This window comes from Streptomyces syringium (assembly GCF_017876625.1).
In the GTDB taxonomy this organism is placed as follows: Bacteria; Actinomycetota; Actinomycetes; order Streptomycetales; family Streptomycetaceae; genus Streptomyces; species Streptomyces syringius.
Genome location: NZ_JAGIOH010000001.1, coordinates 3,021,423 through 3,037,627 on the forward strand (window position 1 = coordinate 3,021,423; position 16,205 = coordinate 3,037,627).

Here is a 16,205-nt window from a genome sequence, read left to right on the forward strand (position 1 = left end):
GTCAGCTCGGCCCGGCCTTGTAGCCCACACCGCGCACGGTCACCACGATCTCCGGCCGCTCCGGGTCCTTCTCGACCTTGGAGCGCAGCCGCTGCACGTGCACATTGACCAGCCGCGTGTCCGCCGCGTGGCGGTAGCCCCACACCTGCTCCAGGAGCACCTCACGGGTGAACACCTGCCACGGCTTGCGGGCCAGCGCGACGAGGAGGTCGAACTCCAGCGGCGTCAGCGCGATCGGCTGGCCGTCGCGCTTGACCGAGTGCCCGGCCACGTCGATGACCAGGTCACCGATCGCCAGCTGTTCCGGCGCCGGCTCCTCCGACCTGCGCAGCCTTGCCCTGATCCGGGCCACCAGCTCCTTCGGCTTGAACGGCTTGACGATGTAATCGTCTGCCCCGGACTCCAGTCCGACCACGACATCGACCGTGTCACTCTTCGCGGTCAACATCACGATCGGCACGCCGGACTCGGACCGGATCAGCCTGCACACCTCAATGCCGTCCCGACCGGGCAGCATCAGATCGAGCAAAACAAGATCCGGTTTGGTCTCACGAAAAGCAGCGAGTGCCTTGTCGCCATCAGCTACAAACGACGGCTCGAAACCCTCACCACGCAGCACAATGCCGAGCATCTCGGCCAGTGCGGTGTCGTCGTCGACGACAAGGACGCGTCCCTTCATATCGACATCATCCCATTACCTGATCGTGACCTGGCACACAGCTCCGCGAGACCAGCCTCCGTGACCGGCGAAACAACCCCGTTTTCCGTGACAATTGCAGTCACCAACTCGGGCGGTGTGATATCGAACGCAGGGTTGTACGCCTGCGTCCCGAGGGGGGCGATCAGCACCCCCGAACCCGCCTCTTCCCCGGCCCCGGGCACCTGCGGCACGGCGAACTCCGTCACCTCGTGCCCCGGCCGCTGCTCCACCTCGATCGCGGCGCCCTCCGGGGTGTTGAGGTCGACCGTCGTGATCGGCGCGACGACGACGAACGGCACATGGTGATAGCGGGCCAGTACAGCCAGCGGATAGCTGCCCACCTTGTTGGCCACCGAACCGTCGGCGGTGATCCGGTCCGCGCCGATCAGCACCGCGTCCACCTCGCCCGCCGCGAACAGCGAACCCGCCGCGTTGTCCGTCAGCAGCGTGTACGACATCCCGGCCCGCGCCGCCTCGTACGCCGTCAGCCGGGCCCCCTGCAGCAACGGCCGCGTCTCGTCCACCCACAGCCGCCTCAGCTGCCCCGCCCGATGCACGGCACCGACGACCGCCAGCGCCGTCCCCTCACCCCCGGACACCAGCGCGCCCGTGTTGCAGTGGGTGAGGATCCGCAGGCCACCGCCCGGCAGCAGCTCCGTCAGCAGCTCCAGACCGTGTGCCGCCATCAGCTCACTGGCCCGCGCGTCCTCCCGGTGCAGCGCCCGGGCCGTCTCCAGGGCCGCCGCGGCGGCCCCTGTCACGTCCGCGCCGCCCTTGAGCGCCCCCCGGTAGGCCGACAGGCCCCGGTGGACCCCGTAGGCCAGGTTGACGGCCGTGGGGCGGGCGTGGGCCAGCGACTCGGCGGCGTCGTCCACGTCGAAGCCGCGTACGGCCGCGAGCGCCACCCCGTACGCACCCGCGATGCCGAGCAGCGGCGCGCCCCGCACGGCGAGCGTGCGTATCGCCTCCACCAGCGCGGGGACGTCGGTGCAGACCAGCTCGATCTCCTCGGCGGGCAACCGTCGCTGGTCCAGCAGCACCAGCACGGGCCCTTCCGGAGGCTCCTCCCAGCGCAGTGCGGGAGTCAGTGAGGACGGCGCGGGGTCCGCGGGTACCGCGTACTGATCAGCCATTGGTCCAGTCTGCCCCGCACACCCCGACTAATGAAGGTCTCCCTTGGGTCTCTCCCCCTTACGAGCCGACGTGCGAGCCGGTATCCGAGCCGGATACGAGCCCCTCGGCCGCCAGGGGCCCGCGTGACACGATGACGGAGCAATCGCTCGCCGCCGCACCGGCGAACGGGCACCGAGAAGGAGCGACGACCATGAACGACTCTCCGGGCCGCACCCCGCCCGGGCCCTCCCCCTCCGACGAGCAGGGCAACGGCGTTCCCGCCCCGTCCGCCCCCGCGGACGACCAGGCCGTACGCACGGAAGAGCCGGCCCCTCGGGCGGAGGAGGCCGCACCCGCCTCCCAGTGGGCCCGGGAGCAGCCCCCCAGGGGCCAGTGGTCCACCCCCTCAGCAGGCCCCCCGCCCGCGCCCCGCCGCCCCGCCAGGAGCCGGGCCGGGAGCAACGCCGGCCCCACGGGCCCGTACGGGCCGCCCCAGGGTGCCTGGGGCGGAAACCACTGGGCACCGATCCCGCCCGCGCCCCAGCCGGGCGTGATCCCGCTGCGCCCCTTGGGCGTCGGCGAGATCCTGGAGGGCTCGTTCGGCACCCTGCGCAGGCACTGGCGGACGGCCCTCGGCATCTCCCTGGCGGTGGCGGCCACCACCCAGGCCGTGACGACCGTGGTCACCGGAGTGTGGTTCCGCGACAACCCGGGCTTCGAGTACCTCGACAACCCGGCCTCGGCGAGCCCCGGGGAGACCTTGGACGCCATAGGCCAGAGCCTGCCGGGCACGGGGGTCACGGCGCTGGTCAGCCTGCTGGGCTCGATCATCGCCACCGCACTGCTGACGGTCGTCGTCAGCCGGGCCGTGCTGGGCCGGTCGACCTCGGTCGGCGACGCCTGGCGGAGTGCCCGCCCGCAGTTGCTCCGTCTGAGCGGCCTGCTCTTCCTGCTGCCGGCACTCATCGTCGGTGTCTTCGGCGTGGCGGTCGCGCCCGGCCTCCTGATCTCGGCGACGGGAGCGAAGGCCGTGGGCGTGGGCGTCGCCCTGTTCGGCAGCCTGGCCGGGATGGCGGGAGCGGCGTGGCTGTGGATTCAGTTCAGCCTGGCCGCGCCGGCGTTGATGCTGGAAAGGCAGGGTGTCATCGCGTCGCTGCGCCGGTCCGCGAAGCTGGTGCGCGGATCCTGGTGGCGAATCTTCGGAGTGCAGCTGCTGGCCGTATTCCTGGTATTCGTGGTGGCGACAGTTATTGGCATTCCCGTCGGCATCATTGAAATGATCTTCACGGGTGAGAGCGCCACTTCCGGCACCATCGGCTGGAACACTTTGATCATCTCCGGTGTCGCGGCGGTCATCAGCACGACGCTGATGGCGCCGATCACGGCCGGCGTGACCGCGCTGCTTTATCTGGACCAGCGCATCCGCCGCGAATCCCTCGACGTCGAGCTGGCGCAGGCCGCCTCGAAGTAATGCGTTGTATCCCGTCCTGTTTCCCCGGGCCTGAGCACCTGGCCCGGGGAACGGCGGGCACAAGGGAAGCATCACGAGGGGAGCATTCCCGTCCCGGTCCGGAGATTATTGTCCGGAAACGCAGAATAGCCCCCGCAGGAACCAAATGGCTCCCACAGGGGCTACTCTTAAAAATTGTTCGGCGGCGTCCTACTCTCCCACACGGTCCCCCATGCAGTACCATCGGCGCTGAAAGGCTTAGCTTCCGGGTTCGGAATGTAACCGGGCGTTTCCCTAACGCAATGACCACCGAAACTCTATGAAATTAACCAACCGGAACACAACACGGTCGTTACTTCAGAACCTACACAGTGGACGCGAGCAACTGAGGACAAGCCCTCGGCCTATTAGTACCAGTCAGCTCCAACCGTTACCGGTCTTCCACACCTGGCCTATCAACCCAGTCGTCTACTGGGAGCCTTAACCCCTCAAAGGGGGTGGGAATACTCATCTCGAAGCAGGCTTCCCGCTTAGATGCTTTCAGCGGTTATCCCTCCCGAACGTAGCCAACCAGCCATGCCCTTGGCAGGACAACTGGCACACCAGAGGTTCGTCCGTCCCGGTCCTCTCGTACTAGGGACAGCCCTTCTCAATATTCCTACGCGCACAGCGGATAGGGACCGAACTGTCTCACGACGTTCTAAACCCAGCTCGCGTACCGCTTTAATGGGCGAACAGCCCAACCCTTGGGACCGACTCCAGCCCCAGGATGCGACGAGCCGACATCGAGGTGCCAAACCATCCCGTCGATATGGACTCTTGGGGAAGATCAGCCTGTTATCCCCGGGGTACCTTTTATCCGTTGAGCGACGGCGCTTCCACAAGCCACCGCCGGATCACTAGTCCCGACTTTCGTCCCTGCTCGACCCGTCGGTCTCACAGTCAAGCTCCCTTGTGCACTTACACTCAACACCTGATTGCCAACCAGGCTGAGGGAACCTTTGGGCGCCTCCGTTACTCTTTAGGAGGCAACCGCCCCAGTTAAACTACCCACCAGACACTGTCCCTGATCCGGATCACGGACCCAGGTTAGACATCCAGCACGACCAGAGTGGTATTTCAACGACGACTCCACACACACTGGCGTGCATGCTTCACAGTCTCCCACCTATCCTACACAAGCCGAACCGAACACCAATATCAAGCTATAGTAAAGGTCCCGGGGTCTTTCCGTCCTGCTGCGCGAAACGAGCATCTTTACTCGTAGTGCAATTTCACCGGGCCTATGGTTGAGACAGTCGAGAAGTCGTTACGCCATTCGTGCAGGTCGGAACTTACCCGACAAGGAATTTCGCTACCTTAGGATGGTTATAGTTACCACCGCCGTTTACTGGCGCTTAAGTTCTCAGCTTCGCCCTGTCGAAACAGAGCTAACCGGTCCCCTTAACGTTCCAGCACCGGGCAGGCGTCAGTCCGTATACATCGCCTTACGGCTTCGCACGGACCTGTGTTTTTAGTAAACAGTCGCTTCTCGCTGGTCTCTGCGGCCACACCCAGCTCAGGAAGCAAGTTCCATCACCGGACATGGCCCCCCTTCTCCCGAAGTTACGGGGGCATTTTGCCGAGTTCCTTAACCATAGTTCACCCGAACGCCTCGGTATTCTCTACCTGACCACCTGAGTCGGTTTAGGGTACGGGCCGCCATGAAACTCGCTAGAGGCTTTTCTCGACAGCATAGGATCATCCACTTCACCACAATCGGCTCGGCATCAGGTCTCAGCCTTAATGTGTGACGGATTTGCCTATCACACGGCCTACACCCTTACCCCGGGACTACCACCGCCCGGGCTGGACTACCTTCCTGCGTCACCCCATCGCTTACCTACTACCACCTTGGACCGGCGGCTCCACCACTTTCCTTTCCCCGAAGGGTCCGGAACGGCTTCACGGCCTTAGCATCAATGGATTCGATATTGGGCGTTTCAAAGCGGGTACCGGAATATCAACCGGTTGTCCATCGACTACGCCTGTCGGCCTCGCCTTAGGTCCCGACTTACCCTGGGCAGATCAGCTTGACCCAGGAACCCTTAGTCAATCGGCGCACACGTTTCCCACGTGTGTATCGCTACTCATGCCTGCATTCTCACTCGTGAACCGTCCACAACTCGCTTCCGCGGCTGCTTCACCCGGCACACGACGCTCCCCTACCCATCCACACGGCCGTTGGACCTATTGTGTGAATGACACGACTTCGGCGGTACGCTTGAGCCCCGCTACATTGTCGGCGCGGAATCACTTGACCAGTGAGCTATTACGCACTCTTTCAAGGGTGGCTGCTTCTAAGCCAACCTCCTGGTTGTCTCTGCGACTCCACATCCTTTCCCACTTAGCGTACGCTTAGGGGCCTTAGTCGATGCTCTGGGCTGTTTCCCTCTCGACCATGGAGCTTATCCCCCACAGTCTCACTGCCGCGCTCTCACTTACCGGCATTCGGAGTTTGGCTAAGGTCAGTAACCCGGTAGGGCCCATCGCCTATCCAGTGCTCTACCTCCGGCAAGAAACACACGACGCTGCACCTAAATGCATTTCGGGGAGAACCAGCTATCACGGAGTTTGATTGGCCTTTCACCCCTAACCACAGGTCATCCCCCAGGTTTTCAACCCTGGTGGGTTCGGTCCTCCACGAAGTCTTACCTCCGCTTCAACCTGCCCATGGCTAGATCACTCCGCTTCGGGTCTTGGGCGCGCTACTCAATCGCCTTATTCGGACTCGCTTTCGCTACGGCTTCCCCACACGGGTTAACCTCGCAACACACCGCAAACTCGCAGGCTCATTCTTCAAAAGGCACGCAGTCACGACGCACCAAGCAAGCTTGATGCGCGACGCTCCCACGGCTTGTAGGCACACGGTTTCAGGTACTATTTCACTCCGCTCCCGCGGTACTTTTCACCATTCCCTCACGGTACTATCCGCTATCGGTCACCAGGGAATATTTAGGCTTAACGGGTGGTCCCGCCAGATTCACACGGGATTTCTCGGGCCCCGTGCTACTTGGGTGGTTCTCAAGCGAGCCGTACAGATTTCAGCTACGGGGGTCTTACCCTCTACGCCGGACCTTTCGCATGTCCTTCGCCTACCTGTACGGTTTCTGACTCGCCGACCAGCCGGCAGACTGATCAAGAGAACTCCCACAACCCCGCACACGCAACCCCTGCCGGGTATCACACGCATACGGTTTGGCCTCATCCGGTTTCGCTCGCCACTACTCCCGGAATCACGGTTGTTTTCTCTTCCTGCGGGTACTGAGATGTTTCACTTCCCCGCGTTCCCTCCACACTGCCTATGTGTTCAGCAGCGGGTGACAGCCCATGACGACTGCCGGGTTTCCCCATTCGGACACCCCCGGATCAAAGCTCGGTTGACAGCTCCCCGGGGCCTATCGTGGCCTCCCACGTCCTTCATCGGTTCCTGGTGCCAAGGCATCCACCGTGCGCCCTTAAAAACTTGGCCACAGATGCTCGCGTCCACTGTGCAGTTCTCAAGCAACGACCAGCCACCCACCACCCCAACACCAAAGTGTCGAGTTCACTGGGGCCGGCATCGCGAAGGCTCGAAACTTACGTTCCGTACCCTCAGATACCCAACAGCGTGCCCGACCCGACCCATCCAGTATCACGTTCCACGCCGAAGCAGTACTAGTGAACCAAACCGATCGTGCCGAATAGTCAACGTTCCACCCATGAGCAACCGTGCAGAACGTTTGTCTGCAGTCGGCTATGTGCTCCTTAGAAAGGAGGTGATCCAGCCGCACCTTCCGGTACGGCTACCTTGTTACGACTTCGTCCCAATCGCCAGTCCCACCTTCGACGGCTCCCTCCACAAGGGTTGGGTCACCGGCTTCGGGTGTTACCGACTTTCGTGACGTGACGGGCGGTGTGTACAAGGCCCGGGAACGTATTCACCGCAGCAATGCTGATCTGCGATTACTAGCAACTCCAACTTCATGGGGTCGAGTTGCAGACCCCAATCCGAACTGAGACCGGCTTTTTGAGATTCGCTCCACCTCACGGTATCGCAGCTCATTGTACCGGCCATTGTAGCACGTGTGCAGCCCAAGACATAAGGGGCATGATGACTTGACGTCGTCCCCACCTTCCTCCGAGTTGACCCCGGCAGTCTCCTGTGAGTCCCCATCACCCCGAAAGGCATGCTGGCAACACAGAACAAGGGTTGCGCTCGTTGCGGGACTTAACCCAACATCTCACGACACGAGCTGACGACAGCCATGCACCACCTGTATACCGACCACAAGGGGGCGACCATCTCTGGCCGTTTCCGGTATATGTCAAGCCTTGGTAAGGTTCTTCGCGTTGCGTCGAATTAAGCCACATGCTCCGCTGCTTGTGCGGGCCCCCGTCAATTCCTTTGAGTTTTAGCCTTGCGGCCGTACTCCCCAGGCGGGGAACTTAATGCGTTAGCTGCGGCACCGACGACGTGGAATGTCGCCAACACCTAGTTCCCAACGTTTACGGCGTGGACTACCAGGGTATCTAATCCTGTTCGCTCCCCACGCTTTCGCTCCTCAGCGTCAGTAATGGCCCAGAGATCCGCCTTCGCCACCGGTGTTCCTCCTGATATCTGCGCATTTCACCGCTACACCAGGAATTCCGATCTCCCCTACCACACTCTAGCCTGCCCGTATCGAATGCAGACCCGGGGTTAAGCCCCGGGCTTTCACATCCGACGCAACAAGCCGCCTACGAGCTCTTTACGCCCAATAATTCCGGACAACGCTTGCGCCCTACGTATTACCGCGGCTGCTGGCACGTAGTTAGCCGGCGCTTCTTCTGCAGGTACCGTCACTCTCGCTTCTTCCCTGCTGAAAGAGGTTTACAACCCGAAGGCCGTCATCCCTCACGCGGCGTCGCTGCATCAGGCTTTCGCCCATTGTGCAATATTCCCCACTGCTGCCTCCCGTAGGAGTCTGGGCCGTGTCTCAGTCCCAGTGTGGCCGGTCGCCCTCTCAGGCCGGCTACCCGTCGTCGCCTTGGTAGGCCATTACCCCACCAACAAGCTGATAGGCCGCGGGCTCATCCTTCACCGCCGGAGCTTTCCACCCACCCCCATGCGGAGGCAGGTCGTATCCGGTATTAGACCCCGTTTCCAGGGCTTGTCCCAGAGTGAAGGGCAGATTGCCCACGTGTTACTCACCCGTTCGCCACTAATCCACCCCGAAAGGCTTCATCGTTCGACTTGCATGTGTTAAGCACGCCGCCAGCGTTCGTCCTGAGCCAGGATCAAACTCTCCGTGAATGTTTACCCGTAATCGGGTGACACTCGCGTTGAGCGGCACAACCAGACGGAATAAGTCCGGTCGTGCACAGCGTCCTCGCTGTGTTGTTGCCCACCAGACCCCACAGGGGACCGGCAGGACTTTCAAAGGAACCGCGTCCCGATCGCAGAGCGACCGGAGACGGGGTATTTTATAGTCTGGCGTTGACTTTTGGCACGCTGTTGAGTTCTCAAGGAACGGACGCTTCCTTTGTACTCACCCTCTCGGGCTTTCCTCCGGGCGCTTCCCTTCGGTATTTCGTGTTCCGACTCTATCAGATCCTTTTCCGTGCCGTTCCCGGCTCGAATTCGTTTCCGATCCCCATCGGAGGGGTTTCGCCTTCTTGCTTTCGCTTTCCGGCGATTCCGACTTTATCAGACTCGTTCCGGCCGAGCTAATCGGCCTTTCCGCTTCCAACAAGGAGTCGAAGATGCTCGGCGTGAATTCAATTCACAGTCCGAAGCGATTCAGATACTAACGGTTGCGAGTGAACCTGTCCAGTTCGTTGCAACTGCTCGAATCTACCTCCCCTGTCATCCTGTGTCAACAGGTTTTCTGGGGCGAGGAGGACACTAGCAGGTCAGCGGGGGTCGATGCACATCCGACGGCACCCCCATCGGCGTAGTCGGCAGCGCCTTCACCCGAAACGACTCCATCAGCCGAACGACGAGGGAGGGCTCTCCAGGTCCTCGAGCTCGATGCCCGGGGCCGAGAGGACCACGTCGCCGGCGAGGTGGACCGTGTGTTGCTCACCGGTGTCCAGGGCGCTGACCTGGTACTCGTCCACTTCCAGCGGGCCGTTGTCAGTGGCGTGTGCTGTCCTGCTGATCAGCGCCCACGACTGGTCGAGGGTGCGCGGGGCGAGGACGGGGGCGGTGAAGGCGACGAGCCGGACCCGGGTGGCTCCCCCGCCGGGGGAAAGCCGGAGGAGGCGGGAGACCGCCACATAGAAGGCAGGGGAGGTGCCCGTGAAGGTGTGTGCGGCGACGTTGCCCTCCGTCGCGTGCTCGCCGGTCGGATCCGTGCGGACCCAGGTCACTCCCTCCAGCGCGGCCCCGCGCACCTGCCAGCTCGCGGCGTGGAGCTGGAGACGGATCGGGCGGCCGAGTTCATCGAGGGTGAGGTCGACGGAGCCCGAGTGGTCGCCGGAGGGCGCGGTGGTCTGGGAGACATAGCGCCAGCCGGACGGGCCGGTGGCGCAGTGGAAGTGCTCTTCACCGAGGGGGGTGTGATCGTGCGGGTCGTGGAGGGAGTAGCGGCCGCGGGGCATGGTGGGGTCCTTGACGGGGAACGGGACAGGCCCCCGCCGAGGGCGGGGGCCTGGTACCGGCTGTGGGACTACCGGCTTCTGGCGCGGGTGCGATCAGTAGCGGTAGTGGTCCGGCTTGTACGGGCCCTCGACCGGAACGCCGATGTACGCGGCCTGCTCCGGGCGGAGCGTCGTGAGCTTGACGCCGAGGGCGTCGAGGTGGAGACGGGCGACCTTCTCGTCCAGGTGCTTCGGCAGCACGTAGACGTCGGTCGGGTAGGACTCGGGCTTCGTGAAGAGCTCGATCTGGGCCAGGGTCTGGTCCGCGAAGGAGTTCGACATCACGAAGGAGGGGTGCCCGGTCGCGTTGCCCAGGTTCAGCAGACGGCCCTCGGACAGCACGATGAGGACCTTGCCGTCGGAGAAGGTCCAGGTGTGGACCTGCGGCTTGACCTCGTCCTTGACGACGCCCGGGATCCTGGCCAGGCCGGCCATGTCGATCTCGTTGTCGAAGTGGCCGATGTTGCCCACGATGGCCTGGTGCTTCATCTTGGCCATGTCGGCGGCCATGATGATGTCCTTGTTGCCCGTGGTGGTGATGAAGATGTCGGCGGTCTCGACGACATCGTCCAGGGTGGTGACCTGGTAGCCGTCCATCGCGGCCTGCAGCGCGTTGATCGGGTCGATCTCGGTGACGATGACCCGGGCGCCCTGGCCGCGCAGCGACTCGGCGCAGCCCTTGCCCACGTCGCCGTAGCCGCAGACGACCGCGACCTTGCCGCCGATGAGGACGTCGGTGGCGCGGTTGATGCCGTCGATCAGCGAGTGGCGGCAGCCGTACTTGTTGTCGAACTTCGACTTCGTCACGGCGTCGTTGACGTTGATCGCCGGGAAGAGCAGGTTGCCGTCGCGCTGCATCTCGTACAGGCGGTGGACGCCCGTCGTGGTCTCCTCGGTGACACCGCGGATCTCGGACGCCAGCTGCGTCCACTTCTGCGGGTTCTCGCCGAGGGTGCGGTTCAGCAGGGTGAGGATCTGGGCGAACTCCTCGCTGTCCGCGGTGGCCGGGTCCGGAGCGGCACCGGCCTTCTCGAACTCGACACCCTTGTGGACCAGGAGGGTGGCGTCACCGCCGTCGTCCAGGATCATGTTCGGGCCGCCGGTGGGGGTGTTCGGCCAGGTCAGCGCCTGCTCCGTGCACCACCAGTACTCCTCCAGGGTCTCGCCCTTCCAGGCGAAGACCGGGACACCCTGCGGGTTCTCGGGGGTGCCGTTCGGGCCGACGGCGATGGCCGCGGCCGCGTGGTCCTGGGTGGAGAAGATGTTGCAGGACGCCCAGCGCACCTCGGCGCCGAGCGCGACCAGCGTCTCGATGAGCACGGCCGTCTGCACGGTCATGTGCAGCGAGCCGGTGACACGGGCGCCGGCCAGCGGCTGCGCCTCCGCGTACTCCTTGCGGATCGCCATCAGACCGGGCATCTCGTGCTCGGCGAGGGTGATCTCCTTGCGACCGAAAGCTGCCAGCGACAGGTCCGCGACCTTGAAGTCCTGGCCGGTGGAGGTGGTGGTCATACGGGCTGCTCCTCCTGAGGGGCGAGCGAGGGTGGGTACGGCCGTGCACGCGGTCAGGCTGCTGGACATTGTGGACACACTCGTCCCCTGGCCGCAGCGCAGTCCGTCGGAGGCCCTCTCTCCCTCGGCCGGTCCGTCGTGCGGGCCGCCCGACCGCCATCAGCAGCGACGTCTGGCTCTGGTCACGAATCTACACCGGGCTGCCCGGTGAACCCCAGCCCCGTTCGACTCCCGTCCGGCGGAGTGGCAGGTTCCGGCCGCTCAGGGGCCCTTTCGGCGGCGGGATTTGGGGGCCGAACCGCTTTGCCCGGCCGGTCGCGTGTTGCAGGATGCGGTGAACGCGGGGGACACAGCGCCCTCCTGTGCGACGAGTGGTGAGGAGATCCATGTGACCAGTCCAGCCGATCCCCCCGACGGCGCGGGGACGGGCGGGCCGAGGCTCAGGCTCCTCGCCGTGACCGCCTGTCCCACCGGGATCGCCCATACGTACATGGCCGCCGAGAAGCTGGTGCAGGCCGCGCAGGCGCTCGGTCACGAGATGAAGGTGGAGACCCAAGGCTCCATCGGTGCCGAGAACATCCTGTCTGACAACGATGTCATACAGGCGGACGGCATCATCGTCGCCGCCGACAAGGACGTCGATCTGGGCCGCTTCGCCGGCAAGCGGGTGCTGTCGGTCGGTGTCGCCGAGGGCATTCACCACCCGGAGCGGCTGATCGAGCGCGTCCGCAGTGCGCCGGTCCACCAAGGCGGTGGGACGGGCGGCGGCCCCGGGACCGCCGCGCCGGCCGACGGGGCGGGCGGGGCCGGCGGGAAGCAGCGCGGCGCCGGTTACAAGGCGCTGATGAACGGCGTCTCGTACATGATCCCGTTCGTCGTCGTCGGCGGGCTGCTGATCGCGGTGTCGCTGGCGCTGGGCGGGCACGCGCAGCCCGACGGCGGCCTGGTGATCCCGGAGGGCTCCTTCTGGAAGCACGTCAACGACATCGGCGTCATCGGCTTCACGCTGATGGTGCCGATCCTGTCCGGCTACATCGCCTATGCCATCGGCGACCGGCCCGCGCTCGTCCCCGGCATGATCGGCGGCTGGATCGCCAATACCGGCGCGCTGTACGACTCGGAGTCGGGCGCGGGCTTCATCGGCGCCATCGTCACGGGCTTCCTCGCCGGCCATCTGGTCGTGTGGATCAAGAAGGTCGAGGTCCCCCGGTTCGTCCGGCCGATCATGCCGGTCATCGTCATCCCGGTCGTGGCGACCTCGGCGCTCGGTCTGTTCTTCATCTATGTCATCGGCCGACCGATCGCGTGGGTCTTCGAGCATCTGACGGACTGGCTCGGCGGTCTGACGGGGACGAGCGCGGCGCTGCTCGGGGTGGTCCTCGGCCTCATGATCGCGTTCGACATGGGCGGGCCGGTCAACAAGACGGCGTTCCTCTTCGGCGCGGGCCTGGTCTCCAAGAACCCGGAGATCATGGGCATGTGCGCGGCGGCCATCCCGGTGCCGCCGCTCGGTCAGGGGCTGGCGACGCTGCTGCGTCGGAAGCTGTTCAGCGAACAGGAGCGGGAGACCGGTCTGGCGGCGCTGTTCATGGGGTTCTTCGGTATTACGGAAGGCGCCATTCCGTTTGCTGCCGCCCGGCCCGCCCGGGTGATTCCGGCGAACATGGTGGGCGGCGCGGTGGCGGGCGCCGTCGCGGGGATCGCGGCGGTCACCGACAGCGTGCCGCACGGCGGTCCGATCGTGGCCGTCCTGGGCGCGGTCGGCGGGGTGCCGATGTTCTTCGTCGCCATCGCCGTCGGAGCGGTGGCGACCGCGCTGATGACCGTCACCCTGATGTCTGTCGGAAGCGGCACGGTGAGGAAAAGCGCCGTCGCGAGCGCACCCACCGCACCCGCCGAGCCGGCCCCGGGTGGTGCCGGCGAGGTGCTCTCCGGCTATCTGACCGCGTCGACGGTGCGGCAGCGGCTCGTGGCGGACGAGAAGGAAGCGGCGATCCGTGAGATGGCCGGACTGCTCGCCGCCACCGGCAAGGTGACGAACGCCGACGCGCTCATCGCCACGGCCCTCGCCCGGGAGGCGCTGGGCACGACCGGGCTCGGCGAGGAGATCGCTATTCCGCACGCCAAGACCGATGCCGTCTCGGCGCCGGTCGTGGGCTTCGCCCGGTCCGCCGAGGGCGTCGAGTGGGGCGCCCCGGACGGGACGAGGGCCCGGCTCATCTTCATGATCGCGGTGCCGGAGGCGGCCGCGGGGGATGTGCACCTGCGGCTCCTCGCACTGCTGGCCCGGAGGCTGATGGACCCGGGCTTCCGGGAGCGGTTGCTGGCGGCTCCCGACACGGAGGCGATCATGCGGGTGCTGGGCGAGATCCCGTAGGCCCCGTACCGACGAAGGCCCCCGCGGAAATCCGCGGGGGCCTTCGTTCATGCGTCGAGCACCCTCTCGGTGGAGGGCCGGGGCTCAGTGGAGGGCCGGGCCACCGGGGGTGGTGGTGGGGTCCGCGCCCGCGGCGGCGACGTCCGCGTTGTAGATGTCCGGCTCCAGGTAGATCACCCGGGCGATCGGGACGGCCTCGCGGATCCGCGCCTCGGCCGCGTCGATGGCCGCGGCGACCTGGGTGGCCGAGGACTCGGCCGGTACCGCGATCTTGGCGGCGACCAGCAGCTCCTCCGGGCCGAGGTGGAGCGTGCGCATGTGGATGACCCGGGTCACGGACTCGCCGTCGACGGCCGCGGTGCGGATCCTGGCGACCTGTTCGGCGCCGGCCGCCTCACCGAGCAGCAGCGACTTCGTCTCGGCGGCCAGGACGAGCGCGATCAGGACGAGCAGGGCGCCGATGCACAGCGTGCCGATGCCGTCCCAGACGCCGTCGCCGGTGCCCATGGTCAGCAGCACGCCGCCGAGCGCCAGCACGAGGCCGACGAGGGCGCCGAGGTCCTCCAGCAGGACGACGGGCAACTCGGGGGCCTTGGCCGTACGGATGAAGGAGCTCCACGACTGCTTGCCGCGCAGCTCGTTCGACTCCTTGATGGCCGTCCGGAACGAGAAGCTCTCGGCGATGATCGCGAAGACGAGCACCCCGACCGGCCAGTACCAGTTGTCCAGGTCGTGCGGGTGCTTGATCTTCTCGTAGCCCTCGTAGAGGGCGAAGACGCCACCGATGGTGAACAGGACGATGGAGACGAGGAATCCGTAGATGTACCGCTCGCGGCCGTAGCCGAAGGGGTGTTCCTCGCTCGCCTGCTTCTGTGCCTTCTTGCCCCCGAGCAGGAGCAGCGCCTGGTTGCCCGAGTCGGCCACCGAGTGCACGCCTTCGGCGAGCATCGACGACGAGCCGCTGAACGCGAACGCGACGAACTTCGCCACGGCGATGGCCAGATTCGCGCCCAGCGCGGCGACGATGGCCTTGGTTCCGCCAGATGCACTCATGTGTGCGCTTTGTCCCTTCCGCCCCTGGAATTGCTTTGCTTTTCCTTTACGGCGGGTCATTGTTGCAGCCGTGGGGCGGGAGTGCGCGTCAGGCCACCACTGTGGCGCGGAAGACGGTGGCCTCGCCGTGCAGGACGATGCGCTCGTCGGCTCGTACGAAGACGGACTGGCCCCGGTCGAGGAGCAGTTCGCCGCCCTCGGCGTCCCGCAGGACGGCGGTGCCGGAGGTGCACAGCAGGATCTGCGCCGCGCCGGGCGGCAAGGCGGCCCCTTCGGCGCCGGGCGCGAGGACGTAGCGGGAGAGCCGGAACTCGTCGATCGGCGTCTCGTAGACCTCTTCGCCCGCCGCGTCGGCCTCGGGGCGCAGGACACCGGGGTCGCCGCTCTCGAAGCGGACGACGCGCAGCAGTTCGGGGACGTCGACGTGCTTGGGCGTCAGACCGCAGCGCAGCACGTTGTCCGAGTTGGCCATGATTTCCACCCCGAGGCCGTCGAGGTAGGCGTGCGGGACGCCGGCGCCGAGGTAGAGGGCCTCGCCGGGCTGGAGGCGCACGTGGTTGAGGAGCATGGCGGCGATGACGCCCGGGTCGCCGGGGAAGTGCCGGGCCGCGGCGGCGTACGCGGCGTACGCCTCCTGGTACGGGCCGTCCTGCGCGGCGAGCCGTTCGGCGGCGTCGGCGGCCCGGTCGACGGTCTCGGCCATGACGGCGCGGTCGGCGGTCAGGACGGCGGTGAGGACCTCGCGCAGGGCGTCCGCCTCGGGGTGGGCGTGCAGGAGGTCGACGTACGGCTTGAGGGAGTCGACGCCGAGGGCGGCGAGCAGTTCGGCGGTGGCGGCGGGGGCCCGGAAGCCGCAGAAGCCGTCGAAGGGCGTGAGCGCGCAGATCAGCTCGGGCTTGTGGTTGGCGTCCTTATAGTTGCGGTCCGGCGCGTCGAGGGGGACGCCGCGCTCCTCTTCGGCGGCGAAGCCCTCGCGGGCCCGATCCAGGTCGGGGTGGACCTGGAGGGAGAGCGGGGCGGCCGCGGCCAGGACCTTGAGGAGGAACGGCAGCCGCGGCCCGAAGCGCCGGACGGCCGCGGCGCCCAGCTCGCCCTCGGGGTCGGCGGCGATGGTGTCGGAGAGCGCGCGGGGGCCGTCGCCGCGGTCGAGACGGGAGGGGGCGCCGGGGTGGGCGCCCATCCACAGCTCGGCCTGGGGCTCGCCGGTGGGCGGGGTGCCGAGCAGTTCGGGGATCGCGGTGGTGGAGCCCCAGGCGTAGGGGCGCGCGGTGTTCTCGAGGCGGTCCATGGGGCGGTTCCTGACTGTTCGTACGGCTGGGACCCGGCTGCGGGCGAGGGGGCGGACCGTCCGCCCGCAG

The 16,205-nt window shown here is 65.9% G+C and carries 8 protein-coding genes and 3 rRNA genes; 2 read left to right on the forward strand and 9 right to left on the reverse strand.

The window, feature by feature from the left end:
* Position 1 precedes the first annotated feature (1 nt).
* Positions 2 to 679, reverse strand: a complete 678-nt coding sequence (gene mtrA, locus JO379_RS13340; RefSeq protein ID WP_130878137.1) for a two-component system response regulator MtrA — start codon at positions 677 to 679, stop codon at positions 2 to 4.
* Positions 676 to 1,833, reverse strand: a complete 1,158-nt coding sequence (gene mtnA, locus JO379_RS13345; protein WP_130878138.1) for an S-methyl-5-thioribose-1-phosphate isomerase — start codon at positions 1,831 to 1,833, stop codon at positions 676 to 678. Before mtnA ends, mtrA begins: the two co-directional genes overlap by 4 nt.
* 191 nt (positions 1,834 to 2,024) lie before the next feature.
* Between mtnA and JO379_RS13350 the strand changes: the two genes are divergently transcribed.
* Positions 2,025 to 3,284, forward strand: coding sequence for a DUF7847 domain-containing protein (locus tag JO379_RS13350; protein ID WP_209515066.1), 1,260 nt, complete (start codon positions 2,025 to 2,027; stop codon positions 3,282 to 3,284).
* A gap of 176 nt (positions 3,285 to 3,460) precedes the next feature.
* Here the strand turns inward: JO379_RS13350 and rrf are convergent.
* From rrf to ahcY, 5 genes are all read right to left on the reverse strand, one after another.
* Positions 3,461 to 3,577 (reverse strand): 5S ribosomal RNA (rrf, locus tag JO379_RS13355).
* Positions 3,578 to 3,650: 73 nt separating this feature from the next.
* Positions 3,651 to 6,774: ribosomal RNA gene (locus JO379_RS13360) — 23S ribosomal RNA — on the reverse strand.
* Positions 6,775 to 7,053: 279 nt separating this feature from the next.
* Positions 7,054 to 8,577: ribosomal RNA gene (locus JO379_RS13365) — 16S ribosomal RNA — on the reverse strand.
* The 16S, 23S and 5S rRNA genes sit together here, the layout of an rRNA operon.
* 674 nt (positions 8,578 to 9,251) lie before the next feature.
* Positions 9,252 to 9,866 (reverse strand): hypothetical protein, encoded by a 615-nt coding sequence (locus JO379_RS13370; protein WP_130878149.1) that lies wholly within the window; start codon positions 9,864 to 9,866, stop codon positions 9,252 to 9,254.
* Positions 9,867 to 9,959: 93 nt separating this feature from the next.
* Positions 9,960 to 11,417 (reverse strand): adenosylhomocysteinase, encoded by a 1,458-nt coding sequence (gene ahcY, locus JO379_RS13375; RefSeq protein WP_130878150.1) that lies wholly within the window; start codon positions 11,415 to 11,417, stop codon positions 9,960 to 9,962.
* A gap of 388 nt (positions 11,418 to 11,805) precedes the next feature.
* On the opposite strand from ahcY, the gene JO379_RS13380 reads away from it, so the two are divergent.
* Positions 11,806 to 13,794 carry a fructose-specific PTS transporter subunit EIIC gene (locus tag JO379_RS13380; RefSeq protein WP_209515068.1) on the forward strand — a complete coding sequence of 663 codons (1,989 nt, stop codon included), beginning with the start codon at positions 11,806 to 11,808 and terminating at the stop codon, positions 13,792 to 13,794.
* A gap of 84 nt (positions 13,795 to 13,878) precedes the next feature.
* On the opposite strand, the gene JO379_RS13385 is transcribed toward JO379_RS13380, so the two are convergent.
* Positions 13,879 to 14,847, reverse strand: coding sequence for a cation diffusion facilitator family transporter (locus tag JO379_RS13385; RefSeq protein WP_130878152.1), 969 nt, complete (start codon positions 14,845 to 14,847; stop codon positions 13,879 to 13,881).
* Between the two features lie 88 nt (positions 14,848 to 14,935).
* Positions 14,936 to 16,135 (reverse strand): mannose-6-phosphate isomerase, class I, encoded by a 1,200-nt coding sequence (manA, locus tag JO379_RS13390; RefSeq protein ID WP_209515069.1) that lies wholly within the window; start codon positions 16,133 to 16,135, stop codon positions 14,936 to 14,938.
* Between the last annotated feature and the right edge of the window lie 70 nt (positions 16,136 to 16,205).

What these genes read in the sequence shown, in the direction of transcription:
- manA (WP_209515069.1), bottom strand. Translation starts at nt 16,135, where the DNA reads ATGGACCGCCTCGAGAACACCGCGCGCCCCTACGCCTGGGGCTCCACC.
- JO379_RS13350 (WP_209515066.1), top strand. Translation starts at nt 2,025, where the DNA reads ATGAACGACTCTCCGGGCCGCACCCCGCCCGGGCCCTCCCCCTCCGAC.
- JO379_RS13370 (WP_130878149.1), bottom strand. Translation starts at nt 9,866, where the DNA reads ATGCCCCGCGGCCGCTACTCCCTCCACGACCCGCACGATCACACCCCC.
- mtnA (WP_130878138.1), bottom strand. Translation starts at nt 1,833, where the DNA reads ATGGCTGATCAGTACGCGGTACCCGCGGACCCCGCGCCGTCCTCACTG.
- mtrA (WP_130878137.1), bottom strand. Translation starts at nt 679, where the DNA reads ATGAAGGGACGCGTCCTTGTCGTCGACGACGACACCGCACTGGCCGAG.
- JO379_RS13385 (WP_130878152.1), bottom strand. Translation starts at nt 14,847, where the DNA reads ATGAGTGCATCTGGCGGAACCAAGGCCATCGTCGCCGCGCTGGGCGCG.
- ahcY (WP_130878150.1), bottom strand. Translation starts at nt 11,417, where the DNA reads ATGACCACCACCTCCACCGGCCAGGACTTCAAGGTCGCGGACCTGTCG.